The organism is Bradyrhizobium sp. NBAIM03 (assembly GCF_020194055.1).
GTDB lineage: Bacteria > Pseudomonadota > Alphaproteobacteria > Rhizobiales > Xanthobacteraceae > Bradyrhizobium > Bradyrhizobium yuanmingense.
In genome coordinates, this window is record NZ_JADYVS010000013.1 from 177,393 (window position 1) to 200,363 (window position 22,971).

The 22,971-nt window shown below is 66.6% G+C and carries 24 protein-coding genes; 20 read left to right on the plus strand and 4 right to left on the minus strand.

Annotated elements, in window-relative coordinates; all coding sequences use genetic code 11:
- Nucleotides 1-6 precede the first annotated feature (6 nt).
- The 12 genes from I6F21_RS20910 to I6F21_RS20965 are packed head-to-tail and all read left to right on the plus strand — an operon-like array spanning nucleotide 7 to nucleotide 10,841.
- Nucleotides 7-444: an SRPBCC family protein gene (locus I6F21_RS20910; RefSeq protein WP_194462973.1), complete on the plus strand. Its 438-nt coding sequence runs from the start codon at nucleotides 7-9 to the stop codon at nucleotides 442-444.
- Between the two features lie 2 nt (nucleotides 445-446).
- Nucleotides 447-890: an SRPBCC family protein gene (locus I6F21_RS20915; RefSeq protein ID WP_225125945.1), complete on the plus strand. Its 444-nt coding sequence runs from the start codon at nucleotides 447-449 to the stop codon at nucleotides 888-890.
- A gap of 3 nt (nucleotides 891-893) precedes the next feature.
- Entirely contained in the window at nucleotides 894-1,712 is an 819-nt protein-coding gene (locus tag I6F21_RS20920; RefSeq protein WP_225143103.1) for an FAD binding domain-containing protein, read from the plus strand.
- 6 nt (nucleotides 1,713-1,718) lie between these two features.
- Entirely contained in the window at nucleotides 1,719-2,195 is a 477-nt protein-coding gene (locus I6F21_RS20925; protein ID WP_036023772.1) for a (2Fe-2S)-binding protein, read from the plus strand.
- Nucleotides 2,196-2,204: 9 nt separating this feature from the next.
- Nucleotides 2,205-3,827 carry a molybdopterin cofactor-binding domain-containing protein gene (locus I6F21_RS20930; protein WP_225143105.1) on the plus strand — a complete coding sequence of 541 codons (1,623 nt, stop codon included), beginning with the start codon at nucleotides 2,205-2,207 and terminating at the stop codon, nucleotides 3,825-3,827.
- Nucleotides 3,828-4,850: a molybdopterin cofactor-binding domain-containing protein gene (locus I6F21_RS20935; RefSeq protein ID WP_036013333.1), complete on the plus strand. Its 1,023-nt coding sequence runs from the start codon at nucleotides 3,828-3,830 to the stop codon at nucleotides 4,848-4,850.
- A gap of 10 nt (nucleotides 4,851-4,860) precedes the next feature.
- Nucleotides 4,861-5,742 carry a MoxR family ATPase gene (locus tag I6F21_RS20940; RefSeq protein WP_225143106.1) on the plus strand — a complete coding sequence of 294 codons (882 nt, stop codon included), beginning with the start codon at nucleotides 4,861-4,863 and terminating at the stop codon, nucleotides 5,740-5,742.
- Nucleotides 5,739-6,857 carry a VWA domain-containing protein gene (locus I6F21_RS20945; protein ID WP_225143108.1) on the plus strand — a complete coding sequence of 373 codons (1,119 nt, stop codon included), beginning with the start codon at nucleotides 5,739-5,741 and terminating at the stop codon, nucleotides 6,855-6,857. The genes I6F21_RS20940 and I6F21_RS20945 overlap by 4 nt, the downstream gene beginning before the upstream one ends.
- Entirely contained in the window at nucleotides 6,854-7,738 is an 885-nt protein-coding gene (locus I6F21_RS20950) for an amidohydrolase family protein (RefSeq protein ID WP_225143110.1), read from the plus strand. Before I6F21_RS20945 ends, I6F21_RS20950 begins: the two co-directional genes overlap by 4 nt.
- Nucleotides 7,739-7,768: 30 nt before the next feature.
- On the plus strand, nucleotides 7,769-8,617 hold the full coding sequence (locus I6F21_RS20955) for an MBL fold metallo-hydrolase (protein ID WP_036023756.1): 849 nt from the start codon (nucleotides 7,769-7,771) through the stop codon (nucleotides 8,615-8,617).
- Nucleotides 8,618-8,636: 19 nt separating this feature from the next.
- Nucleotides 8,637-10,211 (plus strand): isochorismatase family protein, encoded by a 1,575-nt coding sequence (locus I6F21_RS20960; RefSeq protein WP_225143112.1) that lies wholly within the window; start codon nucleotides 8,637-8,639, stop codon nucleotides 10,209-10,211.
- Between the two features lie 3 nt (nucleotides 10,212-10,214).
- Nucleotides 10,215-10,841 (plus strand): NAD(P)H-dependent oxidoreductase, encoded by a 627-nt coding sequence (locus I6F21_RS20965; RefSeq protein ID WP_036023751.1) that lies wholly within the window; start codon nucleotides 10,215-10,217, stop codon nucleotides 10,839-10,841.
- Between the two features lie 27 nt (nucleotides 10,842-10,868).
- On the opposite strand, the gene hydA is transcribed toward I6F21_RS20965, so the two are convergent.
- Nucleotides 10,869-12,329 carry a dihydropyrimidinase gene (hydA, locus tag I6F21_RS20970; protein WP_225143114.1) on the minus strand — a complete coding sequence of 487 codons (1,461 nt, stop codon included), beginning with the start codon at nucleotides 12,327-12,329 and terminating at the stop codon, nucleotides 10,869-10,871.
- A complete protein-coding gene (locus I6F21_RS20975; protein WP_225143116.1) occupies nucleotides 12,290-13,030 on the minus strand; it encodes an aspartate/glutamate racemase family protein in 741 nt (246 codons plus the stop codon). The genes hydA and I6F21_RS20975 overlap by 40 nt, the downstream gene beginning before the upstream one ends.
- A gap of 206 nt (nucleotides 13,031-13,236) precedes the next feature.
- On the opposite strand from I6F21_RS20975, the gene I6F21_RS20980 reads away from it, so the two are divergent.
- Together I6F21_RS20980 and I6F21_RS20985 are read left to right on the plus strand one after the other, a co-directional pair.
- On the plus strand, nucleotides 13,237-13,947 hold the full coding sequence (locus I6F21_RS20980; RefSeq protein ID WP_225143118.1) for a GntR family transcriptional regulator: 711 nt from the start codon (nucleotides 13,237-13,239) through the stop codon (nucleotides 13,945-13,947).
- 2 nt (nucleotides 13,948-13,949) lie between these two features.
- Complete coding sequence (locus tag I6F21_RS20985; RefSeq protein WP_225143120.1) at nucleotides 13,950-14,699, plus strand: aspartate/glutamate racemase family protein; 750 nt, start codon at nucleotides 13,950-13,952, stop codon at nucleotides 14,697-14,699.
- On the opposite strand, the gene I6F21_RS20990 is transcribed toward I6F21_RS20985, so the two are convergent.
- The gene (locus tag I6F21_RS20990; RefSeq protein WP_225143122.1) at nucleotides 14,700-16,088 is read right to left on the minus strand and encodes an amidase family protein; all 1,389 of its coding nucleotides are present in this window, start codon (nucleotides 16,086-16,088) and stop codon (nucleotides 14,700-14,702) included.
- 88 nt (nucleotides 16,089-16,176) lie between these two features.
- Here I6F21_RS20990 and I6F21_RS20995 point away from each other — a divergent pair, with 88 nt between their 5' ends.
- From I6F21_RS20995 to I6F21_RS21010, 4 genes are read left to right on the plus strand one after another with little or no spacing between them, the layout of a single operon-like run.
- A complete protein-coding gene (locus tag I6F21_RS20995; RefSeq protein ID WP_225143124.1) occupies nucleotides 16,177-17,271 on the plus strand; it encodes an ABC transporter ATP-binding protein in 1,095 nt (364 codons plus the stop codon).
- 30 nt (nucleotides 17,272-17,301) lie between these two features.
- Nucleotides 17,302-18,348, plus strand: coding sequence for an ABC transporter substrate-binding protein (locus tag I6F21_RS21000; protein ID WP_225143126.1), 1,047 nt, complete (start codon nucleotides 17,302-17,304; stop codon nucleotides 18,346-18,348).
- A gap of 18 nt (nucleotides 18,349-18,366) precedes the next feature.
- On the plus strand, nucleotides 18,367-19,230 hold the full coding sequence (locus I6F21_RS21005) for an ABC transporter permease (protein ID WP_225143128.1): 864 nt from the start codon (nucleotides 18,367-18,369) through the stop codon (nucleotides 19,228-19,230).
- On the plus strand, nucleotides 19,230-20,045 hold the full coding sequence (locus I6F21_RS21010) for an ABC transporter permease (protein ID WP_225143167.1): 816 nt from the start codon (nucleotides 19,230-19,232) through the stop codon (nucleotides 20,043-20,045). The genes I6F21_RS21005 and I6F21_RS21010 overlap by 1 nt, the downstream gene beginning before the upstream one ends.
- Here the strand turns inward: I6F21_RS21010 and I6F21_RS21015 are convergent, their stop codons facing one another.
- Complete coding sequence (locus I6F21_RS21015) at nucleotides 20,046-20,381, minus strand: hydroxyisourate hydrolase (protein ID WP_225143130.1); 336 nt, start codon at nucleotides 20,379-20,381, stop codon at nucleotides 20,046-20,048.
- A gap of 26 nt (nucleotides 20,382-20,407) precedes the next feature.
- Between I6F21_RS21015 and I6F21_RS21020 the strand changes: the two genes are divergently transcribed.
- Complete coding sequence (locus tag I6F21_RS21020) at nucleotides 20,408-21,604, plus strand: MFS transporter (protein WP_225143133.1); 1,197 nt, start codon at nucleotides 20,408-20,410, stop codon at nucleotides 21,602-21,604.
- Complete coding sequence (locus I6F21_RS21025) at nucleotides 21,585-22,955, plus strand: amidase (RefSeq protein ID WP_225143135.1); 1,371 nt, start codon at nucleotides 21,585-21,587, stop codon at nucleotides 22,953-22,955. The genes I6F21_RS21020 and I6F21_RS21025 overlap by 20 nt, the downstream gene beginning before the upstream one ends.
- Nucleotides 22,956-22,971: the final 16 nt, after the last annotated feature.

Genomic DNA, 22,971 nt, shown 5'->3' on the forward strand with positions numbered 1-22,971 from the left:
TAAGCAATGGCCCGCGTCTACGTCTCCACCGTCGTCAACGCCCGCAACGACCGCGTCTGGGCGCGGGTGCGCGATTTCAATGGCCTGCCGAACTGGCATCCGGCCATAGCCGAAAGCCGGATCGAGGGCGGCGAGCCCGCCGACAAGATCGGCTGTGTCCGGGATTTCCGCCTGCGCAACGGCGACCGCATCCGCGAGAAGCTGCTCGGCCTCTCCGATTACGACATGTTCTGCACCTACTCGATCCTGGAATCGCCGATGGGCGTCGAGAACTACGTCGCCACCCTGCGCCTGACGCCCGTCACCGACGGCGACCAGACCTTTGTGGAATGGACCGCGGAATTCGACTGCGCGCCGGAACGTGAAACCGAGCTCGTCAACAACATCGGCGGCGGCGTGTTTCAGGGCGGTTTCGACGCCCTGAAACGCGTGTTCGGAGGCTAGCCGTGCCGCATATCGTCAAGAGCACGATCCTGAACGCACCGACGGACGCGGTGTGGGACGTGCTGCGCGATTTCAACGGGCACGACCGCTGGCACCCGGCGGTTGCGACCTCCTCCATCGAACGCGCGCAATCCGCCGACAAGATCGGCTGCGTGCGACGGTTCAAGCTGAATGACGGCTCGGAGCTCCGAGAGCAGCTGCTGGCACTGTCCGACCTGGAACAGACCTTCAGCTATTGCCTGCTCGATACGCCGGTCCCGATGTTCAACTACGTCGCGCATGTCCGGCTGCTGCCGGTGACCGACGGTGACCGCACCTTCTGGCACTGGGAATCGCGGTTCACGACGAAGCCGGAGGACAAGGACCGCATCACCCACATGGTCGCGGAAGACATCTATCAGGCCGGATTCGAAGCGATCCGCCGCCATCTGAAGGAGGCCGCTTAAGCCATGGCCGTGACGGTAAAGACCTTTACGAATGCGAGCGAGGCGGCTGGCGCGCTGTCGTCGGACCGGAGCGCGCGCTATCTCGGCGGCGGCACGCTGGTGATGCGGGCGCTGAACGAAGGCGACGTCTCGATCTCGACGATCGTCCGGGCGCAGGACCAGGCGCTGACCCGGATCGATGCGTCCGGTCCGCGCATCACGCTCGGTGCCGGAATCACCTTCGCGCGCGTGCTCGCCGAGCGCGACCTCGCCTTCCTGCATGCGCCTGCCCGATCGATCGGCGGTCCCGCCGTGCGCAACATGGGCACGGTCGGCGGCAATCTGTTCGCGCCGAACCCTTACGGCGATTTCACCGTGGCGCTGCTGGCGCTGGATGCCACGGTCGCCGTGCAAGGCGGCTTCGGCTCGCGCGATATTCCGATCGAGGAGTTTCTGCAGGGGCGCGAGCGTCAGGCCGGAACTTTGGTGCTGTCGGTGTCCTGCACGCGGCCGGCAAGCAGCGAGGCGTTCCGATATCGCAAGATCGCGCGCATCAAGCCGAAGGGCGGCTCGGTGATCACGCTTGCCGCGCATCTGCCGGTCAGCGGCGGACGGATCGCGGGTGCACGGATTGCGCTAGGCTCGATGGCGCCGACCCAGATCCGCGCTCGCGCCGCCGAGCGCGCGCTGGAGGGCCGCTCGCTGGATGCGGCGACCATCGCAGCTGCGGCCTCTGCCGCCACAGAAGGAACATCGCCCTCAGACAACGCGCTCGGCAGCGCCTGGTATCGCCGCGAGATCGTCGGCGTGCATCTGCGGCGCCTGCTGTCGGGACAGGAATAGCTCGCCATGACAAAAATCCCTCTGCAGTTTCGCCACAACGGCCGCGACGTCGCGATCTTCGTCGACGGCGGCACCAACCTGCTCGTCGCGCTGCGCGAGCTGATCGGCGACATGACGCCGAAATTCGGCTGCGGCCAGGGTGGCTGCGGCACATGCAGCGTGCTGATCGATGGCGAGCTTCACCTCTCCTGCCTGACGCTCGCCGAGACGGTCGCGGGCCGCTCGGTCGAGACGCTCGACGGCATGAAGCAAGGCCCGAACCTGCATCCGCTGCAGCGCGCCTTTGCCGACAATTTCGCCGCCCAGTGCGGCTATTGCACGCCGGGCATGCTGATGGCCGCAAAGGCGCTGCTCGACCGCAATCCCGCCCCAAGCCGCGCCGACGTGATCGAGGCGATTTCCGGCAATATCTGCCGCTGCACCGGCTACGAGCCGATCATCAATGCCATCCTCGCCGCCGCGGGCGGCCGGGCAAGCGCCTGAGGTCAGACCATGCTGGAACTGCGCAAGGACATCTTCGCCGACGAGCGCGACGACAATCTCAAGGAGATCGGCAAGGGCACGCAGCGTCAGGACATGCTCGGCCACATCACGGGCACGTCCAGCTATTTCAACGACCACAAGCTGCAGGGCATGCTGCACCTGAAGGTCGTGCGTTCGACCCAGGCCCATGCAAGGCTGCGCCGCATCGATACCACCGAGGCCGAGCGCTCGGCCGGCGTGCGCCGGATCATCCGCGGCGCGGACGTGCCGCGCAATCTCAACACGCTGCTCAGCCTGATCAACTTCGGCAAGGATGACGAGCCGTCGCTGGCGGTCGACAAGGTCCGCTACAAGGGCGAGCCGATTCTCGCCATCGTCGCCGACAGCGAGCGCGAGGCGTTCGAGGCGATCGCAAAGATCAAGATCGACTACGAGCCGCTGCCGACCGTGTTCGACGTCGAGGACGCGCTGAAGCCCGGCGCCCCTGTGGTCAACGAGACCTATCCGAAGAACGCCTTCATCTATCACGACGTCTATGATCACCAGCGCCTGCGCTTTGGCGATGCCGATGCGGCGCTCGCGGCCGCCGACCACGTGCTCGAGCAGCGCTACCAGATGTCGCCGATCGAGCACGCGCCGACCGAGACGAACGGCGCCATCGCCGCACCCGACACCAACGGCCGCTACATCGTCTACACCTCGACGCAGGCGTTGTTCTTCTCGGTCGACACCTGCGCCAAGATTTTGGACGTGCCCTCCAACACCTTCCACTTCATCGGCGGCACGGTCGGCGGCGGCTTTGGCGGCAAGGTCGATACCTTGACCGAACCGCTCGCGATCCTCGGCGCCATGCTGACAGGGCGCCCGGTGCGCTACGTGTTCGGTCGCGAGGAGGAGATGCAATACGGCCCGCCGCGCGGCGCCGAGCGCATCTACATCAAGGACGGCGTGATGCGCGACGGCCGCATCGTCGCCCGCAAGATCCGCGCCTATTTCGACAGCGGCGCCTATACGCGGCTGTCGAGCTATGCCGCCGTGAAATGCGCCGCGCACCTGCCGGGCCCCTACACCATCCCGAACGTCTATGGCGACGTCTATTGCGTCTTCACCAACCGCACGCCGGCGACCGCCATGCGCGGCTTCGGCGTCACTGCGATGGACTTCGCCATCGAATGTCAGATGGACAAGCTCGCAAACCTCGTCGGCGTGGACCCGATGGAGTTCCGGATCCTGAACGCCTATCGCGACGGCGACATGAAGGCGCACCGGCGCGAAGCCAAGAACACGGCTCTGATCGAGTGCGTCCAGGTTGCGGCGGAAAAAGCCAAATGGCCAATCCGCGACGAGTTCAGGCGCGCCTCCTCGCGCAAGGACGGCGGCGGCAGCCGCGCCGTGATCCCGCCCACACCGACGGATTCGCGCAGCCGGCCCGCTGCGCCTGCGCAGCAGCGAACGAGCTATGACCGCGCCCCGATGACGGCGACACGGGAGCCACCGCGCGAGCCACCGCCGCCGGCGCCGCCTCCTCCCGCGCCGCCTCCTCCCGCGCCGCCTCCTCCCGCGCCGCGCCCGGCCGCGCCGTCGCACGGCGCCACCCGTTTCTCCTCCGTCTTCGGCACCAGGAGGCGCTAAATGACCCGGCATCGCGGACGCGGGATGGCGTCGATCAATTATCCCATCGGCATGAATCTCGGCGGCGATCCGAGCCAGGCGCTGGTGCATTCCAATCCCAGCGGCAAGTTCACCGTAGCGCTGTCGTCGATCGACCTCGGCCAGGGCATGAAATCGGTGACGCGGCAGATCTGCGCGGAGACGCTCGGCGTGCCGGTCGAGGACGTCTATGTCGACACCGCGGATTCCGACACCGGCCCGCATTGCATGGGCTCGTTCGCCTCCCGCGGCACCCATCGCGTCGGCAACGCCGTGATGGCTGCGGCGCGCGAGGCGCGCGGCGTGATGATGGAGGCCGCCGCCGAGGAGCTCGAGGTCAACGCCGCCGATCTCGAGACCGACGGGCGCGGCAACATCCATGTCAAAGGCGCGCCGCACCGCTCGATCTCGACAAAGGACGTGGCCATTGCCGCGCAGTTCAAACAGGGCAAGACCATCTCCGGCCGAGGCATCTTCCTGGTGCCGCTCTCCAACGTCGACCCTGAAACGGGCGAGATGTCGCCGGCAACCTGCTATGCCCATGCCTGCCTTGTCGCCGAGGTCGAGGTGGACGATGAGACCGGCGAGGTCGCGATGGTCCGGATGGACTCGGCTTACGAGCTCGGCCGTGCGCTCAATCCGCGCCTCGTCGAGCAGCAGCTGGTCGGCGGCGCTTGGATGGGCGTCAGCCACGCCCTCTACGAGACGCCGGAGCCGTACTATCCCGATCCTGTCCACGGGCCCCGCGACTTCGTCGAATATCTGATGCCCGGTCCCGGCGACATCTGTCCGCATGATATCGCCGTGCTGGAGCGCCCCGCCCCTGACGGTCCGTTCGGGGGAAAAGGCCCTGGCGAGATGTGCGCCAATCCGGTGCTGCCCGCGGTGGCGAATGCGATCTTCAACGCGGTCGGCGTGCGGATCGACGACCTGCCGATCACGCCCGAGAAAGTGCTGCGCGCGATCAAGGCCCAAGGCGGCGCGCGGCCGCAGGCGCGGCGTTAGAGGATCGGCCGTGGCGGTTCGCAGCAACATCGTCGGCATCGACAGCCCGGAGGCGCTGGAGCGGGCGCTGCGGGCGGCCTATTATCTCGCCGACGAAGGGCTCGCGACCGCCGCCTATCTCGGCCTCGCGCTCGGCAAGCCGCTGCTGCTCGAAGGCGCGCCCGGCGTCGGCAAGACGGAGGCCGCCAAAGCCATCGCCGCCGTGCTCGGCCGCCGCCTGATCCGCCTGCAATGCTACGAGGGCATCGACGCCTCTGCCGCGCTCTATGAGTGGAACTATCCACGCCAGATGCTGGCGATCCGTCAGGCCGGGGACGAGAGCATCGACATCTATGGCGAGACGTTCTTGATCGAGCGGCCGATGCTGGCGGCCCTGCGCGCACCTGATTCCACCGTGCTCCTGATCGATGAAATCGACCGCGCCGATCAGGAGTTCGAGGCCTTCCTGCTCGAATTCCTCTCCGACTTCCAGATCTCGATTCCCGAGCGCGGCACGGTCCGCGCGGCCGAGCGGCCGGTGGTCGTGCTCACCTCGAACCGGACCCGCGATCTGCACGAAGCCTTGCGCCGCCGCTGCGTCTATCACTGGATCGATTATCCGACGGCGGAGCGCGAGGCACGCATCATCATGATGCGCGCCTCCAGCGTCGCCGAAACCACGGCCCGCGCCGTCGTCGCGGCCGTCGAGAGATTGCGGCGTGAACCGCTGAGCAAGGCCCCCGGCATCGCCGAAGCCGTCGACTGGGCCGAGGCCGCGACCCTCCTCAACAAGGGCGGCGCGCGCTGGCCTGATGCCTTCAAACGCTCGATCGGCGTGGCGCTGAAGGACGAAGAGGACCTGCACTTCATCGCGCCGCGGATCGATGCCATGCTCGCGGAGGCGACCGCATGAGAAACGAGCCGCAGCTCCCGCGCGCTGCCCGCACCTTTGTTTCCTTCGTCGCCCTGCTGCGCGCCAACGGCTTCGCCGTCGCGCCGGAGCAGACCACCGCGTTCCTCGCCGCGATCGCGCTGCTCGGACCGCGCAAGCTCGAGGACATCAAGCAATCTGCGCTCGCCACCCTCGCCCCTCCGCCCGAGCGCCGCGCCACCTTCGATCGGCTGTTCGACCTGCATTTCCGCGGCAGCGAGGCGATCGAGCGTGCCGACGACGGCGAGGACGACGAGACCGTCCGTCTGCAGGAGGAAGGTCGCGGCGACGAGGAGCCCCTGCTCTCCGACGAGGCCAACGAATCCGGCCTGACTGCATCGCGCACTGAGGTGCTGGTCGAGCGCCGCTTCGTGCAGCTATCCACGACCGATGCCCTCCGACGCCTGGCACGCGAGGCCCCGCGGCGCCTGCCGCGGCGGCGCGGGCACCGCCGCATGCGGGCGCGCCGCGGCCCCTTTGCCGACCTCCGCCGCACCTTACGCGACTCTGTCCGCAGCGACGGCGAGATCCTGCGGCTCGGCCACATGAAGCGGCGGCAACGGCCGCGCAAGGTGTTGCTGCTGATCGACGTCTCCGGCTCGATGAAAAGCCGCACCGAGGAGAATATGAAGCTTGCGCATGCGCTGGTGCAGGCCGCGCCCAATGTCGAGGTCTTCACCTTCGGCACGCGGCTGACCCGTGTCACGCGTGCACTGCGTCTGAAACGGCGCGAGCAGGCGCTGAGCGCCGCGGCACATCTGGTCAGCGACTGGGACGGCGGCACTCGGATCGGCGACGCGCTGCAAGCGTTCCTGGCGGTCCCGCGGTTCGGCGGCTACGCCCGCGGCGCCGCTGTGATCATCATCTCCGACGGGCTCGAGCGTGGAGAGCCGGACGCCCTTCGCGACGCTGTCGCGAAACTATCGCGGCGGGCCTGGCGCCTGAGCTGGCTGACGCCGCTCGCGACAGGCCCCGCGTTCCGTCCGCAGACAGAAGCGCTGGTCGCGATCGAACGCTTCGTCGACGATCTCGTGGACGGCGGGTCGAGCGCATCGATCGTCGCCCACGTCCTGGCACTGGGAAGGAGAGCTGCGTGAGCAAGATTGTCGACGGCCATCATCACATCTGGCGGCAGGCCGATCTGCCCTGGCTGACCGGTCCCATGCAGCCCCGCATCTTCGGACCGTACGAGCCAATCCGGCGCGATTATCCGATCCAGGAATATCTCGACGATCTCAAGGACAGCGACGTCACCCGTTCCGTCTATGTGCAGACCAATTGGGCGCCCGAGCATTTTGAGGAGGAAGCAGCGTGGGTACAGCGTACCTCCGACGAACATGGCTGGCCGCACGCCATCGTTGCCTACGCCAATTTCGCGGCCGAGGACGTCCGTCCGCAGCTCGACCGCCTCAATCGTTATCCGCTACTGCGCGGGGTGCGCATGCAGCTGCATTGGCACGAGAACCCGCTCTATCGCTTCGCAGCGCGTCCGGATCTCTGCACCGACCCGACGATCCGTCGCAATGTCGCACGTCTTTCCGATTACGGCTGGAGCTTCGATTTGCAGGTGTTCACGCCGCAGATGCCGGATGCTGCGCAGCTGGCCGAATCCTGTCCCGGCGTGACCTTCATCCTCCAGCATGCCGGCATGCTCGAGGATCTCTCGCCGGCTGGACGGGCGGCCTGGCGCGCCGGGATGGCCCGGCTCGCGAGTTGTCCGAACGTGGTCTCGAAACTGTCCGGGCTCGGCACCTTCATCCATCGCAACGATCCCGCGCATATCGCCGCCGTGCTCACTGATACCGTCGCGATCTTCGGCGCCGAGCGCTGCCTGTTCGGCTCCAATTTTCCGATCGAGAAATTGTGGACCAGTTATCGCGAGCTCGTCGCAGCCTTTCGCGACGCCGCCGCCCCGTTCAGTGCGGAGCAGCAGGATGCGATCTTCAGGACGACGGCGACGCGCGTCTATCGGCTTTGACAGACAAGAAACGAGACGGGAGGGAAACGAATGGCGCTGGAGATCAAGATCCTGGACTACGGCGATATCGAGCTGGAATCGAGCTTCCTGGTGCTCGGCCGCGACTGCGGCCGCACCCGCCGCGTCCTCACGCTCGGCTTTTTGATCCTCGGCGGCAAATATCCTGTCGTGGTCGACACCGGCTATCGCTCCAACCAGATCATGGAGACGCTGGGCATGCGCGGGCTCCAGTATCATGAGAACATGATCGAGAACCAGCTCGCGCGCCACGGCGTTCGCATGGGCGACGTTCGCTTCGTCTGCCACACGCATTTGCATATCGACCATGCCGGCAAGGACGACCTGTTTCCGATGAACACGACCGTCGTGCTCAACCGCAAGGAGCTCGAATATTCCGTCTCCGGCCTGATGCATCCGCAATATCCCGCGCCAGACATCAAGCACCTGATCGACCGGCTGCATACCAAGAGCGCACTGCGCTTCCTGGACCTCGAGATCACCGGGCCGATCGAGCTGATGCCCGGCGTCTATTGCGACGCCGCCAACGCGCACACCGAGGGCTCGATGAACATCATCGTCGAGACCGCCGACGGCATCGCCACCATCTGCGGCGACGTGATCTACGACTTCAACGACCAGATCGTCACGCCCTTCCATGAGATCCACGATTGGGAGCCGCGTACCACCGGCAACCATGGCACCACCAAGCGCGCGGAAAAGGCGGCGATCAAAAAGCTGCTGAGCAGCTCGCGTTACCTGCTCCCGGTCCACGACCGTCCCGCCAAGATCGAAGGCGGCAATGTCGTGGGGCGTCTGCACGATCAAGTCCCTGGCCCGATCGTGCAGTCGCTGCCCGAGCGCAACTGGTTCCCGGCTTGACGTTGTCGAGGATCGACCGATGACGCATGTGACGTTGCGAAGCGAGTTCGAAACCCTGATCGACCCCTATGCGCCGGTCGCACAGATCGGCACCGGCTTCGACTTCACGGAAGGGCCGATCTGGCATCCGGTCGATCATTATCTGCTGTTCTCGGACATGCCGGCCGACGTGCGGCGGCGCTGGGATGCGCGGCGCGGGGTCGTCGAGGTCAAACGCCCGTCGAACAAATGCAACGGCATGACCTATGACGCCGAGCTCAATTTGATCGTCTGCGAGCACGCGACCTCGTCGCTGATCCGCGAACGCCCGGACGGACGGCGCGAGGTGCTGGCCTCGCATTTCGGCGGCCAGGAGCTCAACAGCCCGAACGACGTCTGCGTGCACTCATCCGGCGCGATCTATTTCTCCGATCCATGGTATGGCCGCATGCCGGTCTATGGCGTCGAACGGCCGCGCCAGCTCGGCTTCCAGGGCGTCTACCGCGTCGTGCCGGGCGGCGAGCCGAAGCTCGTGGTCGAGCGCAATCTGTTCGACCAGCCGAACGGGTTGTGCTTCTCGCCGGACGAGAGGCTGCTCTATGTCAACGACACCGTGCAAGCCCTGATCCGCGTGTTCGACGTCAACAGCGATGGTTCGCTGTCCAATGCGCGCGTGTTTGCGAGCGGCATCAAGTCCGAGCTCGAGCTCGGTCTGCCCGACGGCATGAAGTGCGATCAGCACGGCAATGTCTGGGTCACCGCGCCCGGCGGCGTCTGGGTCTATTCGCCGCGCGGCGAACTGCTCGGCAAGGTCCGCGTGCCGGAGCTGGTCGCCAACCTCGCCTGGGGCGGGCCGGATTTCCGCACGCTCTATCTCACCTCGACGCACTCGGTGTATGCGATCCCGACCCGGGTCGGCCCGCGGCATGAGCCCTATATGAGCGGCAGGCGCGCTGGCGGCGGAACAAGCCCGGGCTCATCGCCAGCCGCACCTATTCTGACCGAGGGCGAGATGCGCCTCGATCCGCAACGCTGCGCCATGATCATTCAGGATCTCCAGAACGACGTCATCATGGACGGCGGGGCTTTCGCCGAGTCGGGCGCGCCGGGTCACGCCAAGCAGCAGCATGTCGTGGAGAATGTGCGGCGCCTGGCGGAAGCCGCCCGCGCCCGCGGCGTCACCATCATCCATGTCTGGTTCGTGGTCGAGCCCGGCGCGCCCGGCGTCACACTGAACGCTCCGCTGTTCGAAGGTCTCGTCGACAGCAAGGCGATGGTGCGCGGAAGCTGGGGCGCGGCTCCCGTTTCAGGTCTCGAGCCACGGCCCGGCGATTTCGTGGTCGAGAAGATGCGGATGAGCGCCTGGGAAGGCACGCGGCTGGAGACGATCCTGAAAGCGACCGGCCGCGACATGATCATCAATACCGGCGCCTGGACCAACATGTCGATCGAGCACACCGCGCGGACCGGCGCTGACAAGGGCTATTTCATGATCGTGCCCGAGGATTGCTGCTCGACCATGAATGCCGACTGGCACAATGCCTCGATCAACTTCGCCATGCAGAACGTCGCGGTCGTGACCAGGGCCGACGCCGTGATCCGAGCGCTGGGATGAGCTGTGGCAAAGCTCCTGCACTTGTCCTGCTCGCCGCGTGCCGAGGCCGAATCGACAGCCGGCGCGCGGGTCTTTCTCGATGGCTTCCGCCAGGCCCGGCCGGATTGGGACATTGATGTCGTGGACATCTGGCGTGAACGGATGCCGGAATTCACAGGTCCGATCGTCGAGGCCAAATACGCGCGCATGAAGGCTCAGGTCTTCACCGATGCGCAGCGCGACAGCTTTGCCGAGGCCGAGCGAATGGCGTTGCGCTTCTCGCTCGCCGATCGCGTGCTGATCTCGACCCCGATGTGGAACTTCGGCCTTCCCTACAAGCTCAAGCAGTGGTTCGACATCATCGTCCAGCCCGGTCTCACCTTCCGGTTCGATCCGTCGCAGGGATATCTGCCGCTGCTCAAGGACCGGCCGACGCTGGTGATCATCGCCAGCGGCAGCGATTTTGCCACCGGCATGAACCGCGGCCGTATCGATATGGCAACGCCCTACTTACGGGAGATCCTGCGCTTCATCGGGATCAGCAATGTCCGCTTCGTGCTGATCGGTCCAACCACGGGACCACAAGCGCCGATCGATGCCGCCCGCGAACGGGCCCATCAACGTCTCGCTGCAATGGCCGCGACGTTCTGAAGCGCGATGGCGGCGTGTCGAGCCGGATCAGATCAGGCTCGACTTGCCCCGGCTCAGCACCTGGCCTGCGCCTTTGGCGCCGACGATCCGGCCCTCGCTGCAGACCACCTCTCCCCTCGCGATCGTCGTCACCGGCCATCCCGTAACCTCGAAACCTTCCCAGGGCGTGTAATCCGCGCCGTGATGCAGATCGGCCTGCCGGATCGGCTTCTTCAACTTGGCATCCCAGAGAACGATGTCGGCATCGAAGCCGACGCCGATCGAGCCCTTCCGGGGATAGAGACCGTAGATGCGGGCGTGGTTGGTCGCGGTCAGCTGGACGAACTTCTGCAGGGTGATGCGGCCCTTCGAGACGCCTTCGGAGAACAGGATCGGCAGCCGCGTCTCGACGCCGGGGATGCCGTTCGGCACCCAGCGGAACGAGGTACGGGCGTTCGGCGTCAGCTTGCCCTTGGGATCATCGTAGCGGAACGGGCAGTGATCGGACGAGAAGGTCTGGAACACGCCCGACGTAATGCCCTCCCAGATCGCCTCCTGGCTCTCGACATCGCGCGGCGGCGGCGAGCAGACGTATTTCGCGCCCGTAATGTCCATGTTGAGGCCCTTCATGTCGTCGGCCGTCAGCGTGATGTATTGCGGGCAGGTCTCGGCATGAACGGGCAGACCGCGCTGCTGCGCCCAGCGTACCTGCTCCATCGCCTCGCGTCCGGAGACGTGCACGATCATGATGGGAACGCCGATCACCTCGGCATGGCTGATGGCCCGGTGCGTCGCCTCGCGCTCGACCGCCTGCGGCCGCGAGGTGCCGTGATAATACGGCGCGATATGACCTTCGCGCTCCAGCTTGCTGGTCAGGAAACGGATGGCGTCGTAGCCCTCGCAATGGACCATGACCAGCGCCTCCTCGCGGCGCGCGACCTCGAACACTTCGAGCAGCTGCTTGTCGCTGAGCACGAGGTCGTCATAGGTCATGAACACCTTGAACGAGGTGTAGCCGTCCTTGACCAGCGCCGGCAGCTCCTGCCCGAGCACCACGGCAGTCGGATCGGAGATGATGAGATGGAAGGCCGTATCGATGTAGCACTCACCTTCGGCGAGCTTGCGATAGTTCTCGACACAGCTGCGCAGCGAGGTGCCTTTCTCCTGCAGCGCAAAGGGCAGCACCATGGTGTTGCCGCCGGCTGCGGCTGCGCGCGTCGCCGAGGCAAAATCGTCGGCCATCACCACGTCGGGGCCCGAGGGCTGGGAAATATGGACGTGGCTGTCGATGCCGCCCGGCAGCGCCAATAGGCCCGACGCATCGATCTCGCGCGCTGCGCCCGCGATGCTATCGGCGATGCTGACGATGCGGCCGTCGCGAATTCCGATATCAGCGCGAAACTCGTCGCTGGCCGTCACGATGGTGCCGCCGCGGATGGCGAGGTCGAGCTGCGTCACTGATGTCTCCGTCACCTGATATTTGGCATTGTCTGGAAGATCCGTCCCCATTGCGCAAGGGCCGTCACATCGCCGCCGGCGAGGCAGAGGGTCCGCCACAGCGTCACCGCGACCGAATCGAGCACGGCGATATCCAGCTCCCGCTCCAGCGTGGCCGCAAGCGCCGCACCATCGAGATTGGTGCAGAGGATGACGATCGCGTCAGTCCCCTCCGCCGCCACGGCGCGGATCATATCCGTGATCGTCGACGGCGCGACTTCGCCAAAGGAAAAGTTGTCGCGCAAGCCGAGATGCCGCTCGGCATGCGGGGCGATCCCCTCCTCAGCCCAGACGTCGGCAATGCGCCGCTGCACGTCGTCGGTATAGGGCGAGACCAGGCCGACGCGCCTGGCGCCGAGCGCGCGGGCGGCATCGATGCAGGCCAGGGTCGATGTCGTCGCCGGCACATTTGTGCGGGCCGTGATCGCCTCGCACAGGCTGCGGTCGCGGCCGATGCCGAGCCAGCTTGCGGACGTTCCGTTCCAGGCGATCGCGTCGACCTTGGCATCGGCCAGCAGATCTGCCGCCGGCAACATCACCGAGGCATCGAACTGGCTCAGCGCGGCGGCATCGAGCGCGATCTGGGTGACGCGGAAGCGAGAGAAATGCGCGGTGACGCCGGGGGTGCCCGCCAGCATGGCGCTGGTGACGGGCTCGAGCACCGAGTTGGAGGACGGCGTGATCATGCCGAGGCGCTTGCGCATGGCTGACATCGATCACAGTCGCTCCGTTGCCGCAGGGAGCATCAAACGCTCCCTCGAAACGATCATCGGCATCCCCGGCGCCGTGCGCAACCCGCAATTTGCATACTGCATACAATTTGTTCGATATGCATTTGTTTTGCGCCACATACGTCGCCTATTTGAGCATCGCGTTCGGCTCGGTATGGCTAGGATGAGTTGCAAGCAGGAAGCCTCGCGTGCAGCAAAAATCCGAAACGAACCCGGCGCGAAAGTCGCCCAAGCTCAAGCGGATGGGCCTGCATGAGCGCGCCGCCGCGCGGATGCGGACGATGATCATTCGCGGCGAGCTGCCGCCGGGCTCGCAGACTCAGGAGACCAAGCTGTCGAAGGAGCTCGGCGTGTCGCGCACGCCCTTGCGCGAGGCGATGAAGGTGCTGGCGGCGGAGGGCTTGATCGAGCTGCGTCCGAACCGCAGCCCGCGCATTGCCGATATCGCGGTCGACGGCATCTCGGAATTGTTCGAGGCGCTCGCCGGCATCGAGCGGCTCGCCGCCGAGCTCGCCGCGGAGCGTGCCACCGAACGCGATCTCGCCCGCCTGCGCACGCTGCAGACCCGGATGGAGGGTCATCACCGCAGCGGCAAGCTCGACGATTATTTCGCCATCAACGGCGAAATCCACAACACCATCGTCCGCATGGCGCGCAATACGCCGCTGCGCGAGGCGCACGAGACGCTGATCTTCCGCGCCGAACGTGCGCGTTATCTCGCGCTCGGCGCCGACAGGCGCTGGAGCAATTCGGTCGACGAGCACGCCGACATCCTGGCCGCCCTCGAAGCGCGCGACGGCGAAGCGGCCGGCCGGCTGCTCGGCGCGCACGTCGCGCGGACTGGCACGGCGCTGCTGGAAGTCCTCGCCGCCTCTCAGGCCAAGCGGCCGGCGGCGTGATCATGAAGCTGCTCCTGCTCAACCCAAATACCAGCGCCGAGGTCACGCAGCTGATGCTGGGGGTCGGGCGGCGCGCCGCCTCGGCAGGTACCGAGCTGATCCCCTGCACCGCGACCCGCGGCGTGCCCTATATCGCCACGCGCACCGAAGCGCAGATCGGCGGCGCCATCGCGCTGGAGATGCTTGCCGAGCAGCACAAAAAGGTCGACGCCGCGATCATCGCGGCCTTCGGCGATCCCGGCCTGTTCGCCGCGCGCGAGACCTTCGACATTCCCGTGATCGGCATGGCGGAAGCCGCGATGCTGACCGCGTGCATGGCCGGACGCCGCTTTGCCATCGTCACCTTCGCGCAGGCGCTGGGGCCCTGGTACGAGGAATGCGTCCGCGCCCATGGGCTGTGGGAGCGCTGCGCCGGCATCCGCATGCTGGATACGCCGTTTCAGGCGATCTCCGAGGTCGGCACCGAGAAGGAAGACATGCTGGTCGAGCTCGCCCGGCGCGCCATCGTCGAGGACGAGGCCGATGTGCTGATCTTTGCCGGCGCCCCGCTCTCGGGCCTTGCGGAGCGCGTTGCCGACCGCATCTCCGTCCCCGTGGTCGATCAGGTCATAGCGTCAGTGAAGCAGGCCGAGGCGCTGCACGCGCTGCGTTTGCGCAAGGCCGTGGCCGGCACCTTCCGCCGCTCCGCCGCCAAGCCGACCATCGGCCTTGCCGATGCGCTCGCCGCCCGGCTCGAGCATCGCGACAGCTGATCAGAGAGGCGGCCGGCGATGCGAAAAACCCAATTCGTTCTCGAGCACGCGGCCGAAGGCAAACAAGCGGGATTCGCATCCCGGCGGTGCGACGATCTGCATGCCGAAGGGCAGCACATTCTCCCCGCACGGCACCGGCACGGTCAGCACCGGGAAGCCGACCAGCGACACGATGAAGGTCACGGCGAGATAGTCGATCGGCGTCTCCAGCGCGGCCCCATCGATGGCCGTGACGTCGGCGATTTCATTCGGCCAGGGCAAGATGGACGCGGCCGGCGCGACCAGGAAGTCGGCGCGATTGAACAGCTGGCGAAAGCTGCGGTAGATCGCGGTGCGGCGCCGCTCGGCGTCGAGGTAGTCCTGCACGGACAGGTTTGCACCGGCTTCGATATTCCAGATCACGGTCGGCGTGAGCTCCGCACGCCGCGTTCTCAGCAACTCGCCGTAAGCGTTGGCGATGTGCGCGGCGCGCAAGGTGCGGAAGGCTTCGATCGCCCCGCCGCAATCCGGCGAGGACGGCACGACATCGGCAACACGCGCGAACGCCTGGCAGGCCGCAGCGAAGCGGGCACGAGCCTCGCGCGCAACCGGCGCCACACCGAAATCGGGCGTGACCGCAATCCGGGCACGGTCGGGGACCGGTCGATCATCATCGGTACTGCCGAGCGAGAGCGGATCATTCGCATCGTCTCCGGCGCAGACCGACAACGCGAGTTCGAGATCATCGACACCGCGGGCGAGGAAGCCGTGGGTCGCCAGCATGTCCCAGCCGAGCGGCCGGCGCGGCGATGCAATGCGGCCGGGTGTCGGCCGGATCGAGGCGACACCACAGAAGCTGGCGGGCGTGCGCACCGAGCCGCCGAAATCGGTGCCGTGCGCCAGCGGCACCATGCCGGATGCGACCGCGACGGCAGAGCCGCCGGACGATCCGCCGGAGGTCAGCGCCAGATCGAAGGGGTTGCGTGTCGGCCCGCGCAATCTGTTGGTGCAGACCGCGCCGAAGCCGAACTCCGGCGTGTTGGTTTTGCCCAGAATGACCGCGCCGGCACGCCGCAGCCGCGCCACGACGAGATCATCCTCGGCCGGGACGTGATCGCCGAACAGCAGGGATCCGTAAGTCGTCGCAAGTCCCGCAGTGTCAGTGAGGTCCTTGACCGCAATGGGCACGCCGTGCAGCGGGCCCATCGGCGCAGAGGCGGCATCGCACATCTGCGCTGCACGGCGGGCACCATCCGCATCCACCGTCACGAATGCCGCCAATCGGCTGTCGAGGCTCGCCATCCGCGCCAGATGCGCTTCGACGGCCTGGCGGGAGGACACTTCGCGCCTTGCAATGGCGCGCGCGAGCTCTGTCGCCGTGAGGTCGCATATCGATCGATCCGATGTCATGGGGTCACCATGCCAAAACGCTCCGCGAAAAGCGACAGTCGCGGGCACGAGACTTGCTTTCTCCTCTGGGGCAACGGGAGGCAACACCATGGTTGATGCGCCAAGCAGCCGATCGCTTGTCGTCGATGCGGTCACCCACCGGTATCCGAGTGGCGCGCTTGCGGTCGAGAACATCAATCTCGACATCAAGGGCGGCGAGATCATTGCGCTGCTGGGTCCGTCCGGCTGCGGCAAGACAACGCTGCTGCGCATCATCGCCGGCTTCATCGCGCAGACGCAAGGGAGGATCATCATCGGCGACGACATCGTCGATGCGCTGCCGCCGAACAAACGCGCCGTCGGCATCGTGTTCCAGAACTACGCGCTGTTTCCGCACCTGTCGATCAGCGAGAACGTCGCCTACGGCCTCGCCGCCCGCGGCATCGACAAGGCGACGCGCCAGCGCGAAGCGCAGCGCCTGCTCGAGCTGGTGCAGCTACCGGCTATGGCCGAGCGGCTGCCGCGGCAGCTCTCCGGCGGCCAGCAGCAGCGCGTTGCGCTCGCCCGAGCGCTCGCGATCAAGCCGTCGATCCTGCTGCTCGACGAGCCCTTCGCCGCGCTCGACAAGAATTTGCGGCTGGACATGCAGATCGAGGTCAAGCGGCTGCAGCGCGTCTCCGGCATCACTACGCTGATCGTGACACACGACCAGGAAGAAGCGCTGTCGATGGCCGATCGTGTCGCCGTGCTGAGCCATGGCAAGCTCGAGCAGTTCGGCTCGCCATCGGACGTCTACGATCGTCCGCAGACGCTGTTCGTCAACACCTTCGTTGGCTCCACCAACCGCATGCCCGGCATCGTGGTCTCAGCGGACCGCACGGCGGCGAAGGTGCGCCTCGATGCCGGCGCGGAGATCATCGCGCGTCCCGCAGGCGGTGCGCTCAGCGAGGGCGGCCGCGTCACCGTCTGCATCCGCCCCGAGCACCTGCAATTCGTCGGCGACGAGACCGGCTTTGCCGGCGTCGTTGGCATGTCGCTGCCGCTGGGCGCCACCGTCGTGCACGAGGTCACCACGGCCGATGGCTCCGGCGTCAAGGTTTCTCAGGCGCGCATCGGCGAGACGCGCGCCCTGGAGAGCGGCGCTGCGGTGCGCCTCGCACCGCTCGCCCCATCGCTCGCCAACGCCTTTCCCACAACGCTTTAGATCCAGTCTTTGTCCAGAGGGGAGTTTGATATGATCATGAATCGCAGAAGCCTGCTGACCACGGCGCTCACGCTCGGGGCCATGAAGGCGTTTCCAGGCCTGAGCTACGCCCAGGCGCGTCCGCTGGTGTTTGCGACCTTCACCGGCAGCTGGGAGGAAGCGCACAAGGCCGTGCTGGTGCCGGCGTTCCGCAAAGCCAATGCGGACGCCGCGATGGTGCTCGATCCCATGCTCTCTGTCGACCAGATCGCCAAGGTCAACGCGGCGAAAGCAAATCCGCCGATCGACGTCATGCTGCACGACCCGGGTCCTGCCCTCGTCGCCGTCGGCCAGGATCTGGTCGAGCCTTATCCGGTCGAGAAGAGCGCCTACTACAAGGACCTGATCGCCGAGGCACAGGAACCGATGGGCCCCGCCCCGTTCTTCCAGGTTGTCGGCCTCACCTACAATCCGGAAGCGGTCAAGACGCCGCCAACGTCATGGGCCGATCTCTGGAAGCCGGAATTCAAGGGCCGCGTCGGCATCACCAACCTCAACTCGACACTCGGCACCGGCTGGCTGGTCGAGATCGCCAAGATGCGCGGCGGCTCGGAGGCCGATGTCGATCCGGGCTTCAAGGCACTGGAGGAGCTCAAGCCCAATCTCGCCGCGGTCGCCGCCAATCCCGGCGCGCTCGCGACCCTGTTCCAGCAGGGCCAGATCGACATCTCGCCCGGCAATTTCAACGCCATCCAGATCCTGAAAGCGCGCGGCGTGCCGGTCGAGTTCGTGGCGCCGAAGGAAGGCGCCATCGCCTTCAAGACCACGATCCACATCGTCAAGAACTCGCCGAACCGCGAGCTCGCCTTCAAGCTGATCGAGGCGGCGCTGACGCCGGAGGTGCAGACCACGCTGATGAACCCGCCCTACCTGATCGTGCCGACCAATTCAAAGGTGACGATGGGCGGCGAGATCGCGCGCGTGCTGGCCAAGGACACCGCCGAGCTGAAGAAGAAGTTCGTGTTCCAGGACTGGAAGAAGATCAACGAGCAGCGCTCGGCCTGGATCGAACGCTTCAACCGCGAGATCAAGATCTAAAACCTCGAGGTTCAAGCCATGGGCGCAGCGCCGGCAGCACGGGACGTGACGTCCTACGGAATGGGATTGGCAGCGCCGCTGGCGCTGTTCTTCCTGGTCTTCTTCGTCGCGCCGCTGCTGCAATTGTTCTGGCTCTCGCTGCACAACGACACGGCCGGGCTCCATTGGGGGCCCGGCCAGTACCTGCACTTCCTCACCGATCCCTTCAGCCTCGGCGTGCTCGGCTCGACGCTGCTGCTGGGCGCCGAGGTGACGGCCGTCTGCCTCGTGCTCGGCTTTCCCATCGCCTGGCTTTATCAGCGGGTCGGGCCAAAACTTCAGACGGTCATCATCCTGATCGTGCTGCTGCCGCTTCTGACCAGCGTCGTGGTCCGCACCTTCGCCTGGATCGTCATCCTCGGGCGCCAGGGCATCATCAACGCGACGCTGCAATCGCTGGGCCTGATCGATACCCCGCTCAAACTGCTCTACACCCAGTTCGGCGTGGTAATCGCGCTGGCACAGGTGCAGATGCCCTTGATGACGCTGCCGTTGATCACCGCGCTCGGCCGCATCGATCCCAATCTCGACGATGCCTCCTGCTCGCTTGGCGCCGGAAGCTGGCGCACCTTCTTCCGGATCTTGCTGCCGCTGTCGCTGCCCGGAATCATCGCCGGCTGCACGCTGACCTATGCCGCCGCGATCACCGCCTTCATCACCCAGTCGCTGATCGGCGGCGGGCAGATGCTGTTCATGCCGATGTATCTCTACCAGCAGGCCTCGACGCTGCAGAACTGGCCGTTCGCGGCCGCGATCTCGATCATCTTCCTGCTCGCCGTGCTGGCGGTCGTCTCGGTCTTCACCACGCTCGGCCGCCTATCGCGCGGCTATGGAGGCGCATGATGAGCGGCCGCAAGCGCACGCTCGAGGCGATCAGCTTCGAGCTCGTCATGACCCTGATCGCGGTGATCGCGCTTCTCATCATCATCGCGCCATCGCTCGTGGTGCTGATCGTCTCCTTCACCAGCGGCTTCTCGCTGCGCTTCCCGCCGCCGGGCTATTCGCTGCGCTGGTACGTCGAGCTGTGGAATGCCTGGCAGCTGCATTTCGCCGCCAAGAACAGCTTGATCGTGGCGCTGTGGGCGACCGGCCTGTCCGTCGTGTTCAGCGTCGCCGCGGCGCTGGCGATCTCGCGGTCGCGGACACTGTCGGCGCGGCTGCTCGATTCGCTCTTCATGTCGCCGCTGGTGCTGCCCACTCTGGCCTTTGGCCTCGCCGCGCTGATGCTGTTCTCGCTGGTCGGCCTGCCGGTGTCGCCGCTGACGCTGGTGATCGGCCACACCGTGGTCTGCGTTCCCTATGTCGTGCGCAACACGGTCGCGGCCCTCGCGCAGCTCGAGCCGACCCTGCTCGAAAGCTCGGCCGTGCTCGGCGCGAGCCGGCTCTACACGTTTCGCCGCATCGTGCTGCCGCTGATCCGGCCGGGAATCATCGCCGGCGCGTTCATCGCCTTCATGTCTTCCTTCGACAACGTGCCGGTGTCGCTGTTCCTGCGCGACGCCGCCACCGACATGCTGCCGATCCGGATGTGGCAGGATCTCGAAGGTAAGCTGGATGTCACCATCGCGGCCCTCTCGGGCGTGCTGATCATCGCGACCGTCGCGCTGGTCGCGGTGATGGAGCGCGTCACCGGCCTGTCGCGGCGGCTGACCAACTGATCAGGCGCCGCGGAACAGCGAATAGCCCCAGCGCGTGAATTTCAGCGGCAGATGAAAATGCTCGTCAACGTTCTTGATGCGAAAGCGGAACGGCGTCACGGTGAGGAAGCCGTCGCGCTCGCCAAAGAACTCGCCGAGATGAAACAGCACCTCGTACTCGCCTTCCGTCACACCGGCACCTTGCGCGACGGCATGATCGAGCACGCCGTTGGCGCCGAGCCGCCCGTCGGCGATGCGCTGGGACTCCGGATCGATCCGCCAGATCTCGACGCGCAGCCCCTGCGCCGGACGCCCGCTCGCGACATCGACCGCGTGAATGGAAATACCGCCTGCCACAATGTTCCTCCCATGAGCACTCCGCCATGGTAGACGGAAACACGGCCGCTCGGCCAGCACCCGCGCTGCTGCCGGCCCTGGGCGCGATGACCGCGCTTCAGGCCCTGGTCGCGCTGGCCTTGTTCGCGCCCGGCGTGGTCGCCCCGCGCGCCCATATCGAGGTCTGGCAGCTCTCGATGTTCTCCGCCGCCGTGTTCGCGGTCGGCATCCCCGCCTCGTTCTGGGGCGGCGGCTTCATCGCGCGCCTTGGCTCGCTGCGGATCGCGAGCCTGTGCGCGGCGGCCATCGTCGTCGGCATGGCCCTGGCTTCGCTCGGAACGAGCGCCGCCCTGCTCGCCGCAGGCCTCTGCATCGGCTTGGCCATGGGGCCGGAGACGCCGGCGAGCGCGGCGCTGCTGGCGCGCCTCGTGACCGCCGAGCGACGTGCCTTCGTGTTCTCGGTGCGCCAGACCGGCAACCAGATCGGCGCCGTTTGCGGCTCGCTGGCGCTGCCCGCGATCGCCATCGCGTTCGGCCCGATGTGGTGCTATGCGGCCGTTGCTGCATTGGCGCTACTGGCGATCGCGCTGTTCGAACGGTTGCGGCCGGCCTATGCCGGCAAGGTCGCCCCGCCGCCAAAGCTCGATCTCCGCGCGCGGGTGGCGCTGGTGATCGCGGACCGGCGGATCGCGATGCTGGCGCTGGCCTCGATGCCGTTCAGCGCGATGCAGGTGTCGCTCAACACGGTCTTCGTCACGCTCGGCACACGCGAGCTCGGCCTTAGCCATATCGAATCCGGCATGGCGCTCGCCTGCGCGCAAGCCGGCGGACTGATCGGCCGTCTCGGCTGGGGCTATGTCGCCATGCGGCTCGATGCCTCGCGCGCCGTCCTCGTCGTCATCGGCCTCGGCATGGCCTTCTGCGCCGCGCTGCTCGGCCTGAATGGCGCTTCGCTCGGCCGCAGCGGACAATTCATCATTGCCGCATTGTTCGGCCTGACGGCGTCGGGCTGGAACGGCGTCTTTGTCGCCGAGATCGCCCGCCTCGCCCCGCAGGACCGGATCGGCGAGACCACCGGCGCGGTGCTGACCGCGTCCTATGCCGGTCTCCTTGCCGCGCCCGCGCTGGTGTCGATCCTGGATGGCGTGGCCAGTCTCGGCATGGCCTTCTTCGCCCTGGCGTGCCTTGCCCTTGGCGGTACATTGGCGTTGATCTGGGGAGGCCATGACAACGCGGACAAATAACGCGCGCGAGATCGCTGCCGCCGTCAGCGCCGGGCGGACCAATGCCGTCGAGACTGCGAAAGCAGCGCTCGGCCGCATCGAGGTCGCCAAGGCCTTGAACGCGGTCGTCACGATCGATCCTGCGCGCACGCTGTCGGATGCTGCGGCGGTCGATGATCGCCTGCGTATGGGCGAGATCATGCCGCTCGCCGGCGTTCCCGTGATCGTCAAGGACAACATCTGGGTCGGCGGCTGGCGCGTGACGCAGGGCTCGCGCCTATTCTGCGATTTCATCGCGCCGCGCGATGCCATCGCGGTCGAGCGGCTGCGCAAGGCCGGTGTCGTTGTCGTCGGCATCGGCGCGACCTCCGAGTTCGCCTGCAAGGGCGTGACGACCTCGCAACTCTACCGGCCGACGCGACATCCGCTCGATCCCGCGCTGACGCCCGGCGGCTCATCGGGTGGCCCGGCCGCAGCTGTTGCAGCCGGCTTGGTGCCGCTCGCGATCGGTACCGATGCGGGCGGCTCGAGCCGCAGGCCGCCGGCGCATGTCGGGGTTGCCGGCTTCAAGCCGTCCTACGGCGCGATCCCCTATGGGCCAGGTTTCGCCGAGCCCTTCTTCGGCCTCTCCGTCATCGCGCCGATCGCATCGGACGCGGCCGATATCGCGCTGGCGTTTGAAGCCATGGCCGGCGCCGACCCGCGCGATCCGGAGTCTGCCGTCGTGGTGCAGCAGGCCAAAGACATCGGCAGTCAGCGCATCGCGTTCTCGCCGCGCCTTGGTCTCGACGTCGCGATCGACGACGTCGTCGCGAATGGCCTCGCCGCCGCCGTCGACCGGCTTTCCGCAGCGGGTTTACGCATCGCGCGACGCGATCCTGTCTGGCCGGCAGATGCCACGGAGGATGCGATCATGCCGCTGCAGCATGCGGGTCTCGCGGCGCTCCACGGCGATAGCTTTCGCAAGGATCCGACTGTCTTCGATCCTGACATCGCCAAGCAGATCGAGCGAGGTTTCTCCTGGTCGGGTGCGGAGGTCGCCGCGGCGCTGCTCGCGAGCACCGCGATCGCCAATGCCTTCGCCGCGTTCTTCACTGAGGTCGACCTCCTGCTGGCGCCGACCGTCCCCTGCGTCGCCTGGCCGCTGACGCAGCTCGGCCCTGATATGATCGGCGGAAAGCCCGCAAGCCCGCGGGCCCACGCGGTGTTCACGCCCTTCGTCAATCACGCCCGCCTGCCGGCGATCTCGATTCCGTGCGGAACGGATCGGCGCGGGCTTCCCTTCGGCCTTCAGATCATCGCGGCGCGCGGGCAAGACCGCTCGCTGCTCGCAGCAGCGCAAGAGATCGAAGCGATCTTGCGCAGTGCCTGACGCAAACGGAGACTCC

Bases quoted from the DNA above. Each gene is read 5' to 3' on its own strand.
- I6F21_RS20990 (WP_225143122.1), bottom strand. From the start codon at position 16,088: ATGACATCGGATCGATCGATATGCGACCTCACGGCGACAGAGCTCGCG.
- I6F21_RS20975 (WP_225143116.1), bottom strand. From the start codon at position 13,030: ATGTCAGCCATGCGCAAGCGCCTCGGCATGATCACGCCGTCCTCCAAC.
- I6F21_RS21025 (WP_225143135.1), top strand. From the start codon at position 21,585: ATGACAACGCGGACAAATAACGCGCGCGAGATCGCTGCCGCCGTCAGC.
- I6F21_RS20920 (WP_225143103.1), top strand. From the start codon at position 894: ATGGCCGTGACGGTAAAGACCTTTACGAATGCGAGCGAGGCGGCTGGC.
- I6F21_RS20935 (WP_036013333.1), top strand. From the start codon at position 3,828: ATGACCCGGCATCGCGGACGCGGGATGGCGTCGATCAATTATCCCATC.
- I6F21_RS20910 (WP_194462973.1), top strand. From the start codon at position 7: ATGGCCCGCGTCTACGTCTCCACCGTCGTCAACGCCCGCAACGACCGC.
- I6F21_RS20985 (WP_225143120.1), top strand. From the start codon at position 13,950: ATGAAGCTGCTCCTGCTCAACCCAAATACCAGCGCCGAGGTCACGCAG.
- I6F21_RS21010 (WP_225143167.1), top strand. From the start codon at position 19,230: ATGAGCGGCCGCAAGCGCACGCTCGAGGCGATCAGCTTCGAGCTCGTC.
- I6F21_RS20955 (WP_036023756.1), top strand. From the start codon at position 7,769: ATGGCGCTGGAGATCAAGATCCTGGACTACGGCGATATCGAGCTGGAA.
- hydA (WP_225143114.1), bottom strand. From the start codon at position 12,329: ATGGGGACGGATCTTCCAGACAATGCCAAATATCAGGTGACGGAGACA.
- I6F21_RS21000 (WP_225143126.1), top strand. From the start codon at position 17,302: ATGATCATGAATCGCAGAAGCCTGCTGACCACGGCGCTCACGCTCGGG.
- I6F21_RS20960 (WP_225143112.1), top strand. From the start codon at position 8,637: ATGACGCATGTGACGTTGCGAAGCGAGTTCGAAACCCTGATCGACCCC.
- I6F21_RS20925 (WP_036023772.1), top strand. From the start codon at position 1,719: ATGACAAAAATCCCTCTGCAGTTTCGCCACAACGGCCGCGACGTCGCG.
- I6F21_RS20945 (WP_225143108.1), top strand. From the start codon at position 5,739: ATGAGAAACGAGCCGCAGCTCCCGCGCGCTGCCCGCACCTTTGTTTCC.
- I6F21_RS20930 (WP_225143105.1), top strand. From the start codon at position 2,205: ATGCTGGAACTGCGCAAGGACATCTTCGCCGACGAGCGCGACGACAAT.
- I6F21_RS21005 (WP_225143128.1), top strand. From the start codon at position 18,367: ATGGGCGCAGCGCCGGCAGCACGGGACGTGACGTCCTACGGAATGGGA.
- I6F21_RS20995 (WP_225143124.1), top strand. From the start codon at position 16,177: ATGGTTGATGCGCCAAGCAGCCGATCGCTTGTCGTCGATGCGGTCACC.
- I6F21_RS21020 (WP_225143133.1), top strand. From the start codon at position 20,408: ATGGTAGACGGAAACACGGCCGCTCGGCCAGCACCCGCGCTGCTGCCG.